This window comes from Chengkuizengella marina (assembly GCF_009910845.1).
Lineage (GTDB): Bacteria > Bacillota > Bacilli > Paenibacillales > KCTC-33759 > Chengkuizengella > Chengkuizengella marina.
In genome coordinates, this window is the sequence record NZ_SIJB01000001.1 from 24,686 (window position 1) to 41,145 (window position 16,460).

At 32.7% G+C, this 16,460-nt stretch carries 18 protein-coding genes; all 18 read left to right on the forward strand.

All coding sequences use genetic code 11. From position 1 onward, the window contains the following. The first annotated feature begins 37 nt into the window (after window positions 1-37). The 18 genes from flhB (at window position 38) to ERL59_RS00230 (ending at window position 16,454) form a co-directional block, all read left to right on the forward strand. The gene (gene flhB, locus ERL59_RS00145) at window positions 38-1,126 is read left to right on the forward strand and encodes a flagellar biosynthesis protein FlhB (RefSeq protein WP_160643257.1); all 1,089 of its coding nucleotides are present in this window, start codon (window positions 38-40) and stop codon (window positions 1,124-1,126) included. A 28-nt stretch (window positions 1,127-1,154) separates the two neighbouring features. Continuing rightward, the gene (gene flhA, locus ERL59_RS00150) at window positions 1,155-3,188 is read left to right on the forward strand and encodes a flagellar biosynthesis protein FlhA (protein ID WP_235929742.1); all 2,034 of its coding nucleotides are present in this window, start codon (window positions 1,155-1,157) and stop codon (window positions 3,186-3,188) included. Next, the gene (flhF, locus tag ERL59_RS00155) at window positions 3,185-4,312 is read left to right on the forward strand and encodes a flagellar biosynthesis protein FlhF (RefSeq protein WP_160643261.1); all 1,128 of its coding nucleotides are present in this window, start codon (window positions 3,185-3,187) and stop codon (window positions 4,310-4,312) included. The genes flhA and flhF overlap by 4 nt, the downstream gene beginning before the upstream one ends. 1 nt (window position 4,313) lies before the next feature. Then, window positions 4,314-5,177 carry a MinD/ParA family protein gene (locus tag ERL59_RS00160; protein ID WP_160643263.1) on the forward strand — a complete coding sequence of 288 codons (864 nt, stop codon included), beginning with the start codon at window positions 4,314-4,316 and terminating at the stop codon, window positions 5,175-5,177. A 26-nt stretch (window positions 5,178-5,203) separates the two neighbouring features. Further along, on the forward strand, window positions 5,204-6,250 hold the full coding sequence (locus ERL59_RS00165) for a protein-glutamate methylesterase/protein-glutamine glutaminase (protein WP_160643265.1): 1,047 nt from the start codon (window positions 5,204-5,206) through the stop codon (window positions 6,248-6,250). A 193-nt stretch (window positions 6,251-6,443) separates the two neighbouring features. After that, complete coding sequence (locus tag ERL59_RS00170; protein WP_160643267.1) at window positions 6,444-8,720, forward strand: chemotaxis protein CheA; 2,277 nt, start codon at window positions 6,444-6,446, stop codon at window positions 8,718-8,720. Window positions 8,721-8,784: 64 nt separating this feature from the next. Continuing rightward, on the forward strand, window positions 8,785-9,252 hold the full coding sequence (locus tag ERL59_RS00175; RefSeq protein WP_160643269.1) for a chemotaxis protein CheW: 468 nt from the start codon (window positions 8,785-8,787) through the stop codon (window positions 9,250-9,252). Continuing rightward, complete coding sequence (locus ERL59_RS00180; protein ID WP_160643271.1) at window positions 9,249-9,869, forward strand: chemotaxis protein CheC; 621 nt, start codon at window positions 9,249-9,251, stop codon at window positions 9,867-9,869. The genes ERL59_RS00175 and ERL59_RS00180 overlap by 4 nt, the downstream gene beginning before the upstream one ends. Continuing rightward, on the forward strand, window positions 9,866-10,354 hold the full coding sequence (locus ERL59_RS00185) for a chemotaxis protein CheD (protein WP_160643273.1): 489 nt from the start codon (window positions 9,866-9,868) through the stop codon (window positions 10,352-10,354). Before ERL59_RS00180 ends, ERL59_RS00185 begins: the two co-directional genes overlap by 4 nt. Window position 10,355: 1 nt before the next feature. Beyond that, window positions 10,356-10,745 carry a hypothetical protein gene (locus ERL59_RS00190; RefSeq protein ID WP_160643275.1) on the forward strand — a complete coding sequence of 130 codons (390 nt, stop codon included), beginning with the start codon at window positions 10,356-10,358 and terminating at the stop codon, window positions 10,743-10,745. 35 nt (window positions 10,746-10,780) lie between these two features. Next, a complete protein-coding gene (locus ERL59_RS00195) occupies window positions 10,781-11,518 on the forward strand; it encodes a FliA/WhiG family RNA polymerase sigma factor (RefSeq protein WP_160643456.1) in 738 nt (245 codons plus the stop codon). A 34-nt stretch (window positions 11,519-11,552) separates the two neighbouring features. Next, window positions 11,553-12,044, forward strand: a complete 492-nt coding sequence (locus ERL59_RS00200; RefSeq protein WP_160643277.1) for a hypothetical protein — start codon at window positions 11,553-11,555, stop codon at window positions 12,042-12,044. Further along, complete coding sequence (locus tag ERL59_RS00205; protein WP_160643279.1) at window positions 12,031-12,492, forward strand: endolytic transglycosylase MltG; 462 nt, start codon at window positions 12,031-12,033, stop codon at window positions 12,490-12,492. Before ERL59_RS00200 ends, ERL59_RS00205 begins: the two co-directional genes overlap by 14 nt. A 226-nt stretch (window positions 12,493-12,718) precedes the next feature. Further along, a complete protein-coding gene (gene rpsB, locus ERL59_RS00210) occupies window positions 12,719-13,423 on the forward strand; it encodes a 30S ribosomal protein S2 (RefSeq protein ID WP_160643281.1) in 705 nt (234 codons plus the stop codon). Window positions 13,424-13,548: 125 nt separating this feature from the next. Continuing rightward, window positions 13,549-14,199: a translation elongation factor Ts gene (gene tsf, locus ERL59_RS00215; RefSeq protein ID WP_160643283.1), complete on the forward strand. Its 651-nt coding sequence runs from the start codon at window positions 13,549-13,551 to the stop codon at window positions 14,197-14,199. 109 nt (window positions 14,200-14,308) lie between these two features. Further along, window positions 14,309-15,043 (forward strand): UMP kinase, encoded by a 735-nt coding sequence (gene pyrH, locus ERL59_RS00220; protein WP_160643285.1) that lies wholly within the window; start codon window positions 14,309-14,311, stop codon window positions 15,041-15,043. Further along, window positions 15,043-15,597 carry a ribosome recycling factor gene (gene frr / locus ERL59_RS00225; RefSeq protein ID WP_160643287.1) on the forward strand — a complete coding sequence of 185 codons (555 nt, stop codon included), beginning with the start codon at window positions 15,043-15,045 and terminating at the stop codon, window positions 15,595-15,597. The genes pyrH and frr overlap by 1 nt, the downstream gene beginning before the upstream one ends. Before the next feature lie 83 nt (window positions 15,598-15,680). Then, window positions 15,681-16,454 carry an isoprenyl transferase gene (locus ERL59_RS00230; protein ID WP_160643289.1) on the forward strand — a complete coding sequence of 258 codons (774 nt, stop codon included), beginning with the start codon at window positions 15,681-15,683 and terminating at the stop codon, window positions 16,452-16,454. Window positions 16,455-16,460 lie beyond the last annotated feature (6 nt).

Sequence of the window (16,460 nt, forward strand, 5' to 3'; positions counted from 1 at the left end):
CTCTAACTTATTCATTGTTGCTTAGGATGTGATACGCTTGCAAAAATATCAATTGAAATTAGATTTACAATATTTTGCTGGGGAAAAAACAGAAAAAGCGACACCTAAAAAAAGGCAAGAGGCTAGGAAAAAAGGGCAAGTTGCTAAAAGTATGGAGCTTCCGAGTGCATTTATATTTTTATTCTCTTTTTTATTTTTATATTTATTTAGTTCATTTTTTAGCAATAGAGTGCAACAGTTTTTTATCGTCCCGTTAACAGAATTTATGCAGTGGGAAATTACGATTGATAATGTAATGATTATTCTTGCGGAGCTTTTAAACAGCATGCTCATTTTTATGCTTCCCTTACTTATCTTAAGTATGATATTTGGATTTCTTGCAAATTATGTGCAGATTGGTTTTTTATTTACTGGTGAACCTTTAAAAATGAAATTGAGTAAACTGAATCCAATTGAAGGTGCCAAACGCATATTTTCATTACGAGCTGCAGTAGAATTTTTGAAATCTATTTTAAAAGTTTCTATTATAGGTTCTGTTGCATTTTTAATTTTATGGAATGAAAGAATGGACATTTTTTCTCTATCATCTAATTCTTTGGAATATATGTTATCTTACACAGCCAATCTTACAGTGGTTCTAGGAATTCTCATTGGATTCATTTTAATTGTAATAGCAGTATTTGATTATATGTATCAGAAATATGACTTTGAAAAACAGCAGAGAATGTCCAAACAAGATATAAAAGATGAGTACAAAAAAACTGAGGGAGATCCATTAATTAAAAGTAAAATAAAAGAAAAACAGCGTCAAATGGCAATGCAAAGAATGATGCAAGAAATTCCAAATGCTGATGTTGTTATTACCAATCCAACACATTATGCTGTAGTAATAAAATATGATGCTGATAAAATGCAAGCTCCTTTAGTCATTGCAAAAGGAACAGATTATGTTGCTCTAAAAATAAAAGAAAAAGCAAAAGAGCACAAAGTTGTCACAATGGAGAATAAACTTTTAGCCAGAGCACTTTATCAACAGGTAGAAATTGGTGAGTCTATACCAAATGAATTATTTCAAGCTGTTGCAGAGGTATTGGCATATGTATATAAATTGAAGAAGCGTATATAGTGAAAAAATGAAAGGAGGGGCAAACAGAATGAAAATCAAAGAAATTTTGATACTTCTTGCAATTATAGGTATTGTCATTATGATGGTTGTTCCGATCCCTGTGATGTTATTGTCCATCCTTCTGATTATTAATATTTCGTTAGCTTTAATGATCTTATTAGTTGCTATGAATACAAAGGATGCATTGGAATTTTCAATTTTCCCTGCTTTGTTGCTAATTACAACACTTTTTAGATTAGCACTTAATGTTTCCTCTACAAGAACGATATTAAGTGAGGCTAGGGGTGGTCCTGTTATTGAAACTTTTGGAAACTTTGTCGGGGGGAACACCATTGCAGTAGGTTTTGTCGTTTTTCTTATTCTTGTTGTTGTACAATTTATAGTCATTACAAAAGGATCCGAGAGAGTTGCTGAGGTTGGTGCTCGTTTCACTTTGGACGCAATGCCAGGGAAACAAATGAGTATTGATGCTGATTTAAATGCAGGTTTAATAGATGAACAGCAAGCAAAGGAAAGAAGGCAAAAAATAGAACGAGAAGCTGATTTTTATGGTGCAATGGATGGAGCTAGTAAATTTGTTAAAGGGGATGCCATTGCAGGAATCGTTATTTTATTGATTAACTTGTTAGGTGGTTTAGTAATTGGAATGATGGTGCACGGCTTGTCATTAACAGAATCCGCGTCCACTTTCTCAGTATTAACAATTGGGGATGGTTTGGTGAGTCAGATCCCTGCTTTGTTAATTTCTACTTCAGCTGGTTTAATCGTGACAAGATCTGCATCTAAAGGAAACTTAGCCTTTGACTTATCTTCTCAGTTGTTGGCATATCCCAAATTATTATATATAGTAGCCGGAACCATTGCTTTATTAGGAATTTTTACTCCAATAGGAGTGCTTATTACCCTTCCTTTAGTAATTACATTTGTCATAACTGCACGTAAAATGCAACACAACATACATAATAGAAAAAAAGAAGAGGAACAAATGGAAGAGAAACAAGACATAGAAGAAGTGAAAAGTCCAGAGAGTGTGATTAATCTATTGGATGTTGACCCTATCGAATTTGAATTTGGATATGGTTTAATTCCATTAGCAGATACAGGACAAGGTGGTGATTTACTGGATCGAATCGTCATGATTCGACGACAATGCGCATTAGAACTGGGACTTATTGTTCCTGTTGTGAGAATTCGCGACAATATTCAACTTAATCCGAATGAATATGTCATTAAAATTAAAGGAAATCCAGTAGCTCGTGGTGAATTACTATTAAATCACTATTTGGCCATGAGTTCTGGTATTGATGATGATTCCATTACAGGTGTTGAGACCGTAGAGCCTGCATTTGGGTTACCAGCAATATGGGTTGATGAAACAACGAAGGACAGGGCAGAATTATCAGGTTATACCATTGTAGACCCACCTTCTGTTGTGGCCACGCATTTAACAGAAATCATTAAAAACCATGCTTATGAACTTTTAGGTAGACAAGAAACAAATTCATTAGTAGAAAATATCAAAGGAAATGTACCTGCTTTAATAGAAGAGCTTATTCCAAATATATTATCTATTGGAGACATCCAAAAGGTATTAGTAAATTTATTAAAAGAAAAAATCTCAATAAGAGATTTAGTAACTATATTTGAAACGTTAGCAGATTATGCTGCATACACAAAGGATCCACAGGTATTAACAGAATATGTGAGACAAAGTTTGTCCCGTCAAATTACACAGCAATATAGCTCAGTTGGCGATGTTTTAAAAGTATTAGCCATTGGTCCTGATCTAGAAAAGAAAATATCGGAATCGATTCAACAAACTGAACATGGAAATTACCTTGCTCTTGACCCTTCCACTTCACAAATCATACATCAAAGAATATTAGAACAAGTCAAAAAATTTATGCAAACAGGTAATAACCCTGTCATACTAACTTCTCCAACGATAAGATACTTTTTACGTCAATTAACTGAAAAGACAATGAAAGATATACCGGTATTATCTTATCAGGAATTAGAACCAACGATTGAGGTTCAAAGTGTGGGAGTGGTGAATATATGAGAGTAAAACGTTACGTAGTTGAGTCTATGCCTGCTGCTCTTCAAAAAATAAAATCTGAATTAGGGCAAAATGCAGTAATTTTAAATACAAAAGAATTTAAGCAAGGCGGGTTTTTAGGTTTATTTAGTAAAAAAAGAATTGAAGTGATTGCTGCTTCTGAAGTAAACAATATGGAGAATGTAAAAAAAAGACCACAAGAACATGAACTGAATCCAAGCTTCTCAACAAATGCTAAGGATAAATCAACTCTAGCTTCTGGCTTAGATGTTTTAGATGAGGTTAAAAAGCTTAAGGAATTTATTTTAAAGTTTCACATAAATGAAGAAAACTCAAAAATACCAAACCATATAAAAGATATACAGCTTCGTTTAAATGAGCATGAATTTGAAGCACAACTAATCGATAACATTATACAGCAAATCATTGAACAGCATGATGAAGAGTTAAATGAAATATCTGAAAGTAAAACAAATCAAATCGTAAGGAAACATCTAATAGAGTTGTTATCTTATCAAAATATACAAGGCTTATCGCCACAAACTAAAATTGCTTACTTTGTAGGACCTACAGGTGTAGGTAAAACTACAACCATTGCTAAACTGGCTGCCGATCAAGTATTGAAATATAATCGTAAAATTGGCTTAATCACTTCAGATACTTATCGAATTGCAGCCATTGATCAATTAAAAACTTATGCGACTATCTTAGATGTTCCGTTGCATATTGTGAACACACCTAAAGATTTTGAAATTGCCATTGAGAAATTGCAAGATGTTGATGTCATTTTGATGGATACAGCAGGGAGAAACTTTAGAAATGAAATGAATGTTTCTGAACTGAAGAGTTTGTTGAAATATCAGAAACAAAGTGAAACCTACTTGGTGTTAAGTTTAACTACAAAATATAAAGATATGAAAACCATTACTCATAATTTTATGAAATTTGGAATTGATAAAGTTCTTTTTACTAAAATGGATGAGACAGAATCATTAGGTAATATCTTTAATCTAATGAATGAATTTTCTTTGAAACCTTCTTATGTGACATTTGGTCAAAACGTACCAGACGATGTTTCTGTTTTGAAATATGATGAAGTCATTGATCGTATAATGGGGGATCCTTAACATGAATGATCAAGCCCAAGGATTAAGAAATATAATAAAGATGCAAAGTAATACCAATGACAGCAAAACTAGAGTCATTACAATAACAAGTGGAAAGGGTGGAGTTGGCAAGTCAAATTTGACTTTAAACCTTGCCTTAGCTTTACAACTAAAAGGGTATAAAGTGTTGATTTTCGATGCAGATGTTGGTATGGCAAATATTGATGTATTAATGGGGGTGACCCCTAAATATAATTTATTTCATTTATTAAAAAGAGAAAAAAATATACAAGAGATTATAACGAAAGGAGTACACAACTTACAAATTATAGCAGGTGGATCTGGAATCCAAGAATTATTAAATTTATCTCAAGCTGATTTAGAGTTTTTTGCATATGAAGCTAGTAAATTATTAGGTAGCGTTGATTATATCATTTTTGATACAGGGGCTGGGTTAACGCAACAATCTCTGAATTTAATGATGTCATCGCATGAGACGATTTTAGTAACTACACCCGAACCAACCTCAATAACTGATGCATATGCCATTATTAAGATGGTGCATTCCATGAATCAACAAATAGAATTTAAAATGATTATTAATCGAGTTACAACACAAAAAGAGGGAAGATTAACTTCTGAAAAAATTAGATTAGTGGCTAAGCAATTTTTAGATTTGGAACTATCAACTCTTGGATACATCGGTGAGGATATCAATATTTCAAAGGCAGTAAAAAGGCAAATCCCTTTTTTATCTGCTTATCCAAACACTAAAGCCTCAAGAGACATTCAACAAATATGTAGTACATATCTATCAGAAGAAACAAGTAATTCAAATACAAATGTAAAAGGTTTTTTCTATAAAATGATTAGATTACTCAAATGATGATCCCTAATACTGGAGAGTGACACATGACGAAATATAGGGTAATTGTAGTAGATGATTCCTCTTTCATGAGGAATTTAATAACAAATATTATTTCTGAAAATGATGAATTTGAAATTATATATATTGCTAAAAATGGGAAAGAAGCTGTAGATAAAGTAATTGAGCTTAAACCAGATATCGTTACAATGGATATCGAAATGCCGATTATGGATGGTTTAGAAGCATTGCAATTGATCATGGAAAAGCAGCCAACCCCAGTTCTTATGTTAAGTAATTTTACGGATTTTGGCACGATAGAAACGATTAAAGCTTTACAATATGGAGCTGTAGATTTTATTAAAAAACCATCTATTCCGGATAGCTTTACTCTACAAATCAGTGAATTTCCATTTATAGAAAAGCTGAAAAGTGCAGTGAAATCCAATGTAAAGAAACAAATTCCAGTTTTTAAAGAGTCAGGAAGTGGGGTACAACTTAAAAGCAAGGGAAGCGATAAGTTTTTACATTTGGTTGCAATTGGTACATCTACTGGTGGGCCAAGAGCACTACAACAGATACTATCAGCACTGCCTGGAACTTTCTCAGCACCTTTGTTAATCGTACAGCATATGCCTCCTAAGTTTACAAAATCATTAGCAGAACGATTAAATATGTTGTCTTCTATGAAAGTGGTTGAAGCAGAACATGGGCAAGTTATTGAAACATCAACAGCATACCTAGCGCCAGGTGATTGGCATATGAGTGTAGAAAAGGATCTTGGAAAGTATAAAATCAATCTTTCTAAAGATAAACTTCAAGCAGGTCACCGTCCATCTGTAGATTATTTGTTTGAATCTTTGGCTCCATTCAAAGAATTGGAGAAACATATCGTGATTATGACTGGAATGGGATCGGATGGTGCACAAGGAATGAAACAGTTAATACAGTCGGGAGTAAGCTCTACTATTGCTGAGTCTGAAGAAAGTAGTATCATTTTTGGAATGCCTCGTGCTGCAATTGAATTAAATGAGGTACGTTACATTTTAACGTTAGATAAAATTGCATCAAAACTAATAGAAGTTGTTCAATAAGTCTCACCATTTTATCAGCATAAGAAATGCTGATCCTACGTTGGTCATAAGGAACTGCCTGAAATTAAGTAGGGATCACGAAATATCTTCATGAGTTTGCTAGATGCCGTGCTGAAAACTGAACTTTATGAACACGAACTAATAGAATTATTAATAGGAATAAATTAAATTCTTTCTCCAGGGAGGTTTGATCATGAGTTCAGATCAATATTTAAATATGTTTATTGATGAAGCAAAGGAACATTTACAGCATTTAAATGATAATGTTATGAAACTAGAAAATGCACCTGATAATTTAGAGTTAGTACAGGAAATATTTCGTTCAGCCCATACATTAAAAGGTATGTCTGCAACAATGGGTTATGATGATTTATCCTCATTAACGCATGAGATGGAAAATGTATTAGATCTTGTTAGAAATAGAAAAATCCAAATGAGTACATTTATTTTCGATGTATTATTTAATAGTTTAGACATTTTAGAAATGATGTTATCTGATATTTTCGAAGGTGGAACTGGAAAAGCAGATGTGACAGATATCGTAAGTGCACTTCACATGATCGTCGTTAAAAATATTGAGGAAGCCCATAACATTGAAATCAATCAAGGTACTGAAAATACAGCAGCTGAACTGGATGAACACCAATATTCTGTTTTACAAAGATCACTGGAATCAAAGCAAGTTTTTTATATAAAAATCAACATTGATGAAGGTTGTTTATTAAAAGTAGCCAGAGTATTTATGGTAACCAGTACTCTTGAAAGAAACGGTGAGATTGTCAAAATAACACCTAGCACTGATGACATTGAACAAGAGTTAATTAACAATGAATTGTTACTTTACTTTATTTCCGATGTTGATGAAAAAACATTGAAACATGAAATTTTAAACATATCTGAAATCAACTCCATACAGATTGATGTCGTAGATCATCATTTTCTAGAAGAACATTTTGTGGACATGCAACAAAACAAAACGGAAAATGAAGAAAAAATGAATGAACCAAAGAAACAGAAGAAACTAGAAAAACAACCAGAAAGTCATTCTGAACCTGAGAAGCAACAAGTATCCGAAAAACAACCAGAAAAGCATTCTGAACCTGAGAAGCAACAAGTATCTGAAAAACAACCAGGAAGTCATTTTGAACCTGAAAAGCAAAAACAACCAGAAAAGCATCCTGAAAAGCAACATGTATCTCAAAAACAACCAGAAAAGCATTCTCAACCTAAAAAAGAGCGTGAATTTAAAAAGAAAAATGAAACAGAGAATAAACTTAAACCTAAAAAGCAACGTGTACCTGATAAAAAAAGTGTAAAAACCTCTTCAAATCGTACAATTCGTGTGGATATTGATAAACTCGATACCTTAATGAATTTATTTAGTGAGTTGTTGATAGATAGGGTTAGATTAGATGTACTTTCATCTGAAATAGACCGAATAGATTTAACTGAAACGGTTGAGCATATGTCAAGAGTAAGTGGGGATATTCAAAATATAGTATTAAATCTACGGATGATGCCTGTTGAATCTGTATTTAATAGATTTCCAAGAATGGTAAGAGATTTAGCAAAATCATTAAATAAAGAAGTAGAATTAATGATTTCAGGGGCAGATACTGAGTTAGATAGAAATGTAATTGATGAAATTGGTGATCCATTAGTTCATTTACTTAGAAATGCTTTAGACCATGGAATTGAAACACCTGAAGAAAGAATTAAGAGTGGTAAATCTGAAAAAGGTATACTGTATCTTTCTGCTTACCATAGTGGGAATCAAGTTTTCATAGAAATAGAGGAAGATGGACGAGGCATTGATAAAGAAAAAGTTACTAACATTGCATTAAAGAAAGAAATTATTAGTAAAGATGAGTCACAAACGATGACTGAAGAACAAATTCATCAACTTATCTTTTCACCTGGTTTCAGCACAGCAGATAAAGTTTCTGACATATCTGGTAGAGGTGTCGGACTAGACGTTGTAAAAACGAAAATAAATTCTCTAGGTGGTCAAATACATATTGATTCTAAAATAGGGGAAGGTACAAAATTTTCAGTTCAATTGCCTCTTACTTTATCTATTATTCCAGCTATGTTAGTTAGACAAGGGGAAGAAAAATATGCCATACCATTGACATCTATTCTTGAAACAGATATTTTACAAAAACAGGATATCAAAATAGTACATAATATAAATATGATAGAATATCGTGAAAAATTAATACCCATTTTATTTTTTAAAAACATATATGATATTCCTGGGTCATATGATCCTGCAGAATATAATATTGTTATTCTTCAAAAAGGGGATGAGAAATTAGCTGTTGTAGTAGATGAATTTATCGGGCAGCAAGAGATTGTTTTAAAATCACTCGGGAATTATTTAACAAACATTTTTGCTATTTCAGGAGCTACAATACTCGGAGACGGACAGGTAGCCTTAATCGTTGACCCCAATGCTTTATTTAAGTAGTCAATAAGAGAATGAAAAGTACAAATTAATATATTTATTATTTATTTTAAGGAGGATGTTTAGTATGGGAGAAGATTTGAAATTTATTATGTTTTCTTTAGGACATGAGTCGTATGGAGTAGATGTTGATCACGTGAATACAATTGAAAGAATGATGCCGATTACACGTGTACCTAAAACACCTGATTTTGTAAAAGGTGTGATTAATATAAGAGGTTCTGTGATTCCTGTAATAGATTTAAGAGGTAGATTTGGACTTGAAGAAACGGAGTACACTGAACAAACTAGGATCATAATCATTACTATTAATGATATAGAGGTAGGTTTAATTGTTGCTGAAGCAAATGATGTATTTGATATTAATAGTGATTTGATTGAACCTGCACCTGAACTTGTAGGAGGTATTGAAGCTAAATATCTTCAAGGAATTGCTAGACTTGATGACCAACGAGTTTTAGTTTTATTGAATCTTACAGAAGTATTGAACAAAAATGAAATTGTACAGTTAGAAGAATTTGAGGTAACAAAGTGAGCACATCCAATAAATTTAAATCTATTCAGTTAGATGTATTACAAGAATTAGGGAATATTGGTTCAGGTAATGCAACGACTGCTTTATCCAATCTAATAAACAAAACAATAGACATGAAAGTACCAAGGGTTAATTTTGGTCCATTTTCTAATATAACGGAAAGTTTAGGAGATGACGAAAAAATTGTGATTGCAGTATATCTTCGTGTCATTGGAGAAACACCTGGGAATATGTATTTTATCTTATCTCAAAAGTCTGCAAATCAGTTACTAAGTGATGTATTACATATAAACATAAATAAAAATAAAGAGTATTCAGATTTTGAAATATCTACATTAACTGAAATAGGAAATATTTTAACTGGTTCTTATCTTTCCTCACTTGCTAATCTTACACAACTTAAGATTTATCCATCTGTTCCCTCACTGACAATGGATATGTTAGGTGCTGTTTTAAGTTCGGGTATGTTGCAATGTGGTCAATATGGTGATTATGCTCTTTTAATTGAAACTAATTTCTTGGAAGGTAATGAAAAAGTAGAAGGACATTTTATTTTTATACCTGATCCTGAATCTTTAGATAAAATATTTCATGCTTTAGGAGTACCTATTCAATGATGGAAAGTACTGTTTTGAGAGTCGGGATTGCAGAGTTTAATGTATTAAAGGGCGATGGGAAAATAAAAACCACAGGATTAGGTTCGTGTATAGGGTTGACATTGTTTGATCCAATGAATCAGGTAGGTGGATTAGCCCATATTATGCTACCCACCTCACAAATTGCAAGAGATCAAAGTTTTAATGTAGCAAAATATGCAGATACTGCGATTCCTGCCCTTTTAAAAAAGATGCATCAGTTTGGAGCTTCTTATGAGAACATACATGCAAAGATGGCAGGTGGTTCTCAAATGTTTCAAATTGAACTTGATTCAATGAAAATTGGATACAAGAATATTATGAAATGTAAAGAGATTTTACAACAACTAAAAATCCCAATTCAAGCTGAAGATATAGGTGGATCATTCGGACGAACAATTGAGTTGGATGTATTTGATGGTAGTTTATCAATTCGCAGCATTAAATATGGAATAAAGGAAATTTAAAATGGTTGGAACTTGGAAATGGAATTTAGTTTTTAGCTTCATCGGCATGATATTAACTTTATTATTTAATGTTTATAATAATTTGATTCAAACCTCAATCATAAGGAGCCTGCTTTGTTTTCTATTATTATTTATTTTAGGTTTTATTGTTAGGTGGGGCATAGCGGTAATTTTAAAAAATAATTTAGATCAAAGCTCAATTAAAGGAACATATTTAGATATAACTACCCCTGAGGAAATAGATGAGATGAATGAAGTTCTTAAAGAAAATGTTCATGATCACAAGGATCAAGGTACCTTTACTCCTATGAAACCTCCGAAGCTACAAACGAAAGATAAGTTGGACTCGAAAGCAGTGGCAGAGGCTGTGAAGCATTTGTCAAATGAGTAAGGGTGGTGATTGTAGTGAATAACAACAAAACCCAAATGTTATTGTGGAAGCAATGGAAAGAATATTCTGATCATGAAATAAAGAAAAAATTAATTGAGTCATATATTCCACTTGTACAATTTGTAGTGAATCGAGTAGCTATTGGTTTACCTAAAAATATTTCACACGATGATTTGCAAAGTTATGGTGTCATTGGTTTAATAGATGCTTTGGAAAAATTTGATTATGAACGAGGTTTAAAATTTGAAACGTATGCATCATTCAGAATTAGAGGATCTATTTTAGATCATTTACGTAAAGGGGATTGGGTTCCCAGGTCAATCAGAGAAAAATCAAAAAAACTTGAAGAGGCTTACAAAACACTTGAACAGAAACATTTAAGATCTGTTACCGATCTCGAAGTTTGTGAATTTCTAGATGTAAGTGAATCTGAATTTAATAAAATGTTACAGGAAATATCCATTACTACTTTATATTCCTTAGATGAACCTGTCCAAGAAGAGGAGACTGAAACAAGAAAATCACTTTTAGTAGATAAAAGTGCAATTCAACCCGAGAGCAAAGTTGAAGAGATGCATATAAAAGAAACGTTAGCAAAAGCAGTTGAAAAACTAACTGAAAAGGAAAGAGTAGTTGTTTCATTATATTACTATGAAGATCTTTCATTAAGTGAAATTTCCGAAGTCATGTCTCTGACACCTTCACGGATTTCTCAACTTCATTCTAAAGCGATTTTAAGATTAAGAGGAGCACTCAATTCTAAACAAGATTGACATCATTAATATTGATGATTTGGAGGTGACTTCTTTGCTTTACTATATTTTTATTTTCATCGGCATTACAATGATTGTTATTGTTAAATTATTTGTGAAAGATCAATCTTATCACTCAACGAATGAATTAGTAGAAGAAGTAAATCAAACTGTTGAAGACTTTTCAACTGAATTGGTTGAAGAAAATCAAAAAATAATGGATCGTATTGTTCGAATGAGTGAAATAACTCAAGATCAAAATTCTAGATTAACTAAAAGAGTGGAGCAACTGGAGATTCAGCTTCAAAAATTAGATAAAAATTTACAGGAACCAAATCAAACACCGTCTAAACAATTAAAAGATGAAACTTTTAATGAAAAAGAGAACGTGTTGAAAATTAATGACAGATACAATGATCTTATGAAAATGCATCATGATGGAAAGTCGGTCCAATACATTTCGAATAAAACTGGAATCAATAAAGGAGAAGTCCAGCTTATCATTAATTTAGCTAAACAGGAGGGCAAATCACGTGCTAAGGCATAAATATTTTTATTATGGATTTGGAATCGGAATGGCTCTTACGGCTCTCCTGTTATTGTGTAACACTTTTGTTATTACTGACATTACTCCCAAAAAACAAGAGATGAATGTTTTTGAATTAAAGGAAGCGGCAAGTGAACTAAATTACACTATTTACCCAAGCAATGAAACCAGGTTTACACAGGAACAATTTAATGTAAAAATAGATCAAATGTTAAAAGATAATAGTATGAACACTAATCCACCTGAAACAAAAGCATTTCTAATACAAGAAGGAATGAATTCTAACGATGTTGGCATTATTTTGTTTAAATTGGATCTTATTTCTGAGATAGAAGAATTCGAGTCCATGATGACAGAATTAAATCTGCATCGTAAAATCAAAAAAGGATATTACTTATTTCAAAAATCAGATGATTTAATTTATATTATAACCAAAATTACTGAGTAAAATGATTTCAATATGACAAACCGTCCTGTATATTAATTTTGAGGATGGTTTTTTAGTTTAAAACAGGATTTTGTTGCATAAGAATGCCAGTTATGGTATATTAGTTGACGGTGTTAATACACACGTCAATTAATTCTTATCAAGGGTGCTTTCTATCTGAAAGTCTTATGAGAAAATGCGATTGGCGGAGGAAAACAAAAACCAAATTTAGAGGAGGTGTGTGAGGATGGCAGTAATCTCCATGAAACAGCTACTAGAAGCTGGGGTTCATTTCGGGCATCAAACTCGTCGTTGGAATCCTAAGATGGATCGTTACATCTTCACCGAAAGAAACGGAATTTACATTATTGATTTACAAAAAACTGTAAAAAAGGTTGAGGAAGCTTATAACTTCATTAAATCTATTGCAGCAGACAACGGAACAGTTCTTTTTGTAGGTACAAAAAAACAAGCTCAGGATTCAGTTAAAGATGAAGCAGAGCGCAGTGGTATGTACTATATTAATCAAAGATGGTTAGGTGGTACACTAACTAACTTTGAAACAATACAAAAACGTGTTAATCGTTTGCATGAATTAGAAAAAATGGAAGAAGACGGTACTTTTGAAGTCTTACCTAAAAAAGAAGTTATCTTATTAAACAAAGAAAAAGCTCGTTTGGAAAAATTCTTAGGTGGTATTAAACACATGAAGAAACTTCCGAGTGCATTGTTTATTATTGATCCAAGAAAAGAACGTATTGCAGTAGCGGAAGCTAAAAAGTTGGGTATTCCAATTGTATCTATTGTTGATACAAACTGTGATCCTGATGAAGTAGATTACGTTATTCCTGGTAATGATGATGCAATAAGAGCAGTAAAATTAATCACTGCTAAAATGGCAGATGCTGTGGTTGAAGCACATCAAGGTGAAGAAACATCAACGACTGCTTAATTTGCTAAAATATATTGAAAAAACGAAAGATGGGTTGATGGATATATCCATCATCCCATTTTTTTAAGGATAGGAAGGTTTACCTTACCATCTCAATTTACAAAAGAACTTAGGAGGTCTTTTTTATGGCTATTTCAGCTGCTAGTGTTAAAGAATTACGTGAAAAAACAGGTGCAGGCATGCTTGATTGTAAAAAGGCACTTGATGAAGCAAATGGTGATATTCAAAAAGCGATGGATATTTTAAGGGAGAAAGGTTTATCTGCTGCTGCTAAAAAAGCGGGACGTGTTGCATCAGAAGGTGTAGTAGAATCTTACATACATGCAGGTGGAAAGATTGGCGTGCTTGTTGAAGTGAATTGTGAAACAGATTTTGTTGCATTAACTGATGATTTTCAAGCTTTCGTTAAAGATATCGCAATGCATATTGCAGCATCAAATCCATCTTATGTGAGTCGTGAAGAAGTATCTCAGGATGATTTAGATAGAGAACGTGAAGTATTAAAAAATCAAGCACTAAATGAAGGAAAGCCAGCAAACATTGTTGAAAAAATGGTTGAAGGTCGTCTTAGCAAATATTATGAAGAATATTGTTTGTTAGAACAACAATTTATTAAAGATCCAGATAAAACGATTGCGGATTTGGTAAATGAAAAAGTAGGAACAATTGGTGAAAATATCTCAATTCGTAGATTTGTTAGATATGAACTTGGTGAAGGTTTAGAGAAAAAAGAAGAAAATTTTGCAGAAGAAGTAAAAGCTCAAATGAAAAATTAATATACTGATATAAGTTGGAACACTTCGTGTTCCTTCTTTTTTCAATTATTATTTATAATTGACTGACATGTATAACTAAAAACGTATAGAAAAAAGGGGGGGCAAATACTTGGAACAACCTAAATTTAAACGTGTAATATTAAAGTTGAGTGGAGAAGCTTTAGCAGGAAATGCGGGGTATGGAATAGAATCAGATGTCATGACATCTATAGCATACCAAATCAAAGAAGTTATTGAATTAGGTGTTGAAGTAGCAGTTGTTGTTGGCGGAGGTAATATTTGGAGAGGTATTGCAGGTAGTGAACAAGGAATTGATAGAGCCACAGCAGATTATATGGGAATGTTGGCTACAGTAATGAACTCATTAGCTTTGCAAGATGCACTTGAAAATATTAAGGTTCCAACGCGTGTGCAGACCTCCATAGAGATGAAACAAATCGCTGAACCATATATTCGAAGAAAAGCCATAAGACACTTAGAAAAAGGTAGAGTAGTCATTTTTGCTTCTGGCACTGGCAACCCTTATTTCTCAACAGATACAACTGCAGCATTACGTGCAGCTGAGATTGAAGCAGAGGTAATATTAATGGCTAAAAATAAAGTCGATGGTGTATATTCTGCTGATCCATTCAAGGATAAAACTGCTGAAAAATATGATACACTTACTTATATGGAAGTTCTTAATCAAAATTTAGGTGTAATGGATTCTACAGCTTCATCCTTATGTATGGATAATAACATTCCTTTAATTATTTTTTCAATCACAGAGAATGGAAATATTAAACGTGTTGTATTAGGAGAAAAAATTGGTACGATAGTAAAGAGGAAAGGGAGTGCTGAATAATGCCTCAATCAGTTAAAAGTAATGCTGAGTCAAGAATGGACAAAGCTGTCCAAGTACTAAAAAGAGATTTGTCCTCAATGAGAGCAGGTCGTGCTAATCCTGCTATCTTAGATCGAGTTCAAGTAGATTATTATGGAACACCAACTCCTTTAAATCAAGTAGGTAACATTAATACACCTGACCCACGTACACTAATCATTCAGCCATGGGATAAAACAGTGTTAAGCGATATAGAAAAAGCAATTTTGAAATCTGATTTGGGATTAACTCCTATGAATGACGGTGAAATCATTCGTATTTCTATCCCGCCACTTACAGAAGAGCGTAGAGTGGAATTGGTTAGAGCAACTAAAAAGTCTGGTGAGGAAGCAAAAGTTGCCATTCGGAACATAAGAAGAGATGCTAACGATGAGATAAAAAAACTTGAAAAAACTGAGATATCAGAAGATGAATCTCGTCGCCACCAAGACGATGTGCAAAAATTAACAAATAAATTTGTAGCATCAGTAGATGAGTTACTCAGTATAAAAGAAAAAGAAATTATGGATGTTTAATATCATGATGTTATAACATCGGATCCCCCCAATATGGTGGGGTTTTCATTTAATCAGAATTCCTTTTTTTGGAGGAAAAAATGATGTTAAAACGATTAAAAAAATGGTTTGGAAACAAAGTTACTGAACAAAGGAATTTTCAGTCAGATATAAATCACAAGAATGTTCCTAAACATGTAGCTATTATCATGGACGGGAATGGAAGATGGGCCAAGAAACAAGGATTGCCAAGAGTTATGGGTCATCATGCTGGTATGAAAAATGTGAGATCCATTACGATTGCAGCAAATAACATGGGGATTGATGTATTAACTTTATATGCTTTTTCAACGGAAAATTGGAAACGACCAAAAGATGAAGTTGATTTCTTAATGAAATTGCCAGAAGAATTTTTTCCTATGATGATAGACGAACTCATTGAAAATAATATACAAATAAAAATGATTGGCAATAAGGAAGGATTACCAGATTATACTTTAAAATCCATTGAAAAAGCGATAGAATTAACAAAACACAATACTGGTCTTATACTAAATTTTGCATTGAATTATGGTAGCAGAAATGAAATCTTGCAAGGTTTCACTCGTTTAATGAATGCCATTCATTCAGGTGAAGTAACTGAAAAGGAAATAACAGAGGAAACTTTTTCTTCATTTTTACATACATCTGGTTTACCTGATCCAGACTTATTAATACGTACAAGTGGTGAATTGCGAATCAGTAATTTTATGCTTTGGCAGTTAGCTTATTCAGAATTGTGGTTTACTGATGCATACTGGCCTGAATTTGATGAAGATCAATTTGTAAAAGCAATAGTTGAATATCAAAATCGAGCTAGAAGGTACGGTGGATTATAATTCACA

Bases quoted from the DNA above. Each gene is read 5' to 3' on its own strand.
- flhA (WP_235929742.1), top strand. From the start codon at position 1,155: ATGAAAATCAAAGAAATTTTGATACTTCTTGCAATTATAGGTATTGTC.
- flhF (WP_160643261.1), top strand. From the start codon at position 3,185: ATGAGAGTAAAACGTTACGTAGTTGAGTCTATGCCTGCTGCTCTTCAA.
- ERL59_RS00160 (WP_160643263.1), top strand. From the start codon at position 4,314: ATGAATGATCAAGCCCAAGGATTAAGAAATATAATAAAGATGCAAAGT.
- ERL59_RS00165 (WP_160643265.1), top strand. From the start codon at position 5,204: ATGACGAAATATAGGGTAATTGTAGTAGATGATTCCTCTTTCATGAGG.
- ERL59_RS00170 (WP_160643267.1), top strand. From the start codon at position 6,444: ATGAGTTCAGATCAATATTTAAATATGTTTATTGATGAAGCAAAGGAA.
- ERL59_RS00175 (WP_160643269.1), top strand. From the start codon at position 8,785: ATGGGAGAAGATTTGAAATTTATTATGTTTTCTTTAGGACATGAGTCG.
- ERL59_RS00185 (WP_160643273.1), top strand. From the start codon at position 9,866: ATGATGGAAAGTACTGTTTTGAGAGTCGGGATTGCAGAGTTTAATGTA.
- ERL59_RS00190 (WP_160643275.1), top strand. From the start codon at position 10,356: ATGGTTGGAACTTGGAAATGGAATTTAGTTTTTAGCTTCATCGGCATG.
- ERL59_RS00195 (WP_160643456.1), top strand. From the start codon at position 10,781: ATGTTATTGTGGAAGCAATGGAAAGAATATTCTGATCATGAAATAAAG.
- rpsB (WP_160643281.1), top strand. From the start codon at position 12,719: ATGGCAGTAATCTCCATGAAACAGCTACTAGAAGCTGGGGTTCATTTC.
- tsf (WP_160643283.1), top strand. From the start codon at position 13,549: ATGGCTATTTCAGCTGCTAGTGTTAAAGAATTACGTGAAAAAACAGGT.
- frr (WP_160643287.1), top strand. From the start codon at position 15,043: ATGCCTCAATCAGTTAAAAGTAATGCTGAGTCAAGAATGGACAAAGCT.
- ERL59_RS00230 (WP_160643289.1), top strand. From the start codon at position 15,681: ATGTTAAAACGATTAAAAAAATGGTTTGGAAACAAAGTTACTGAACAA.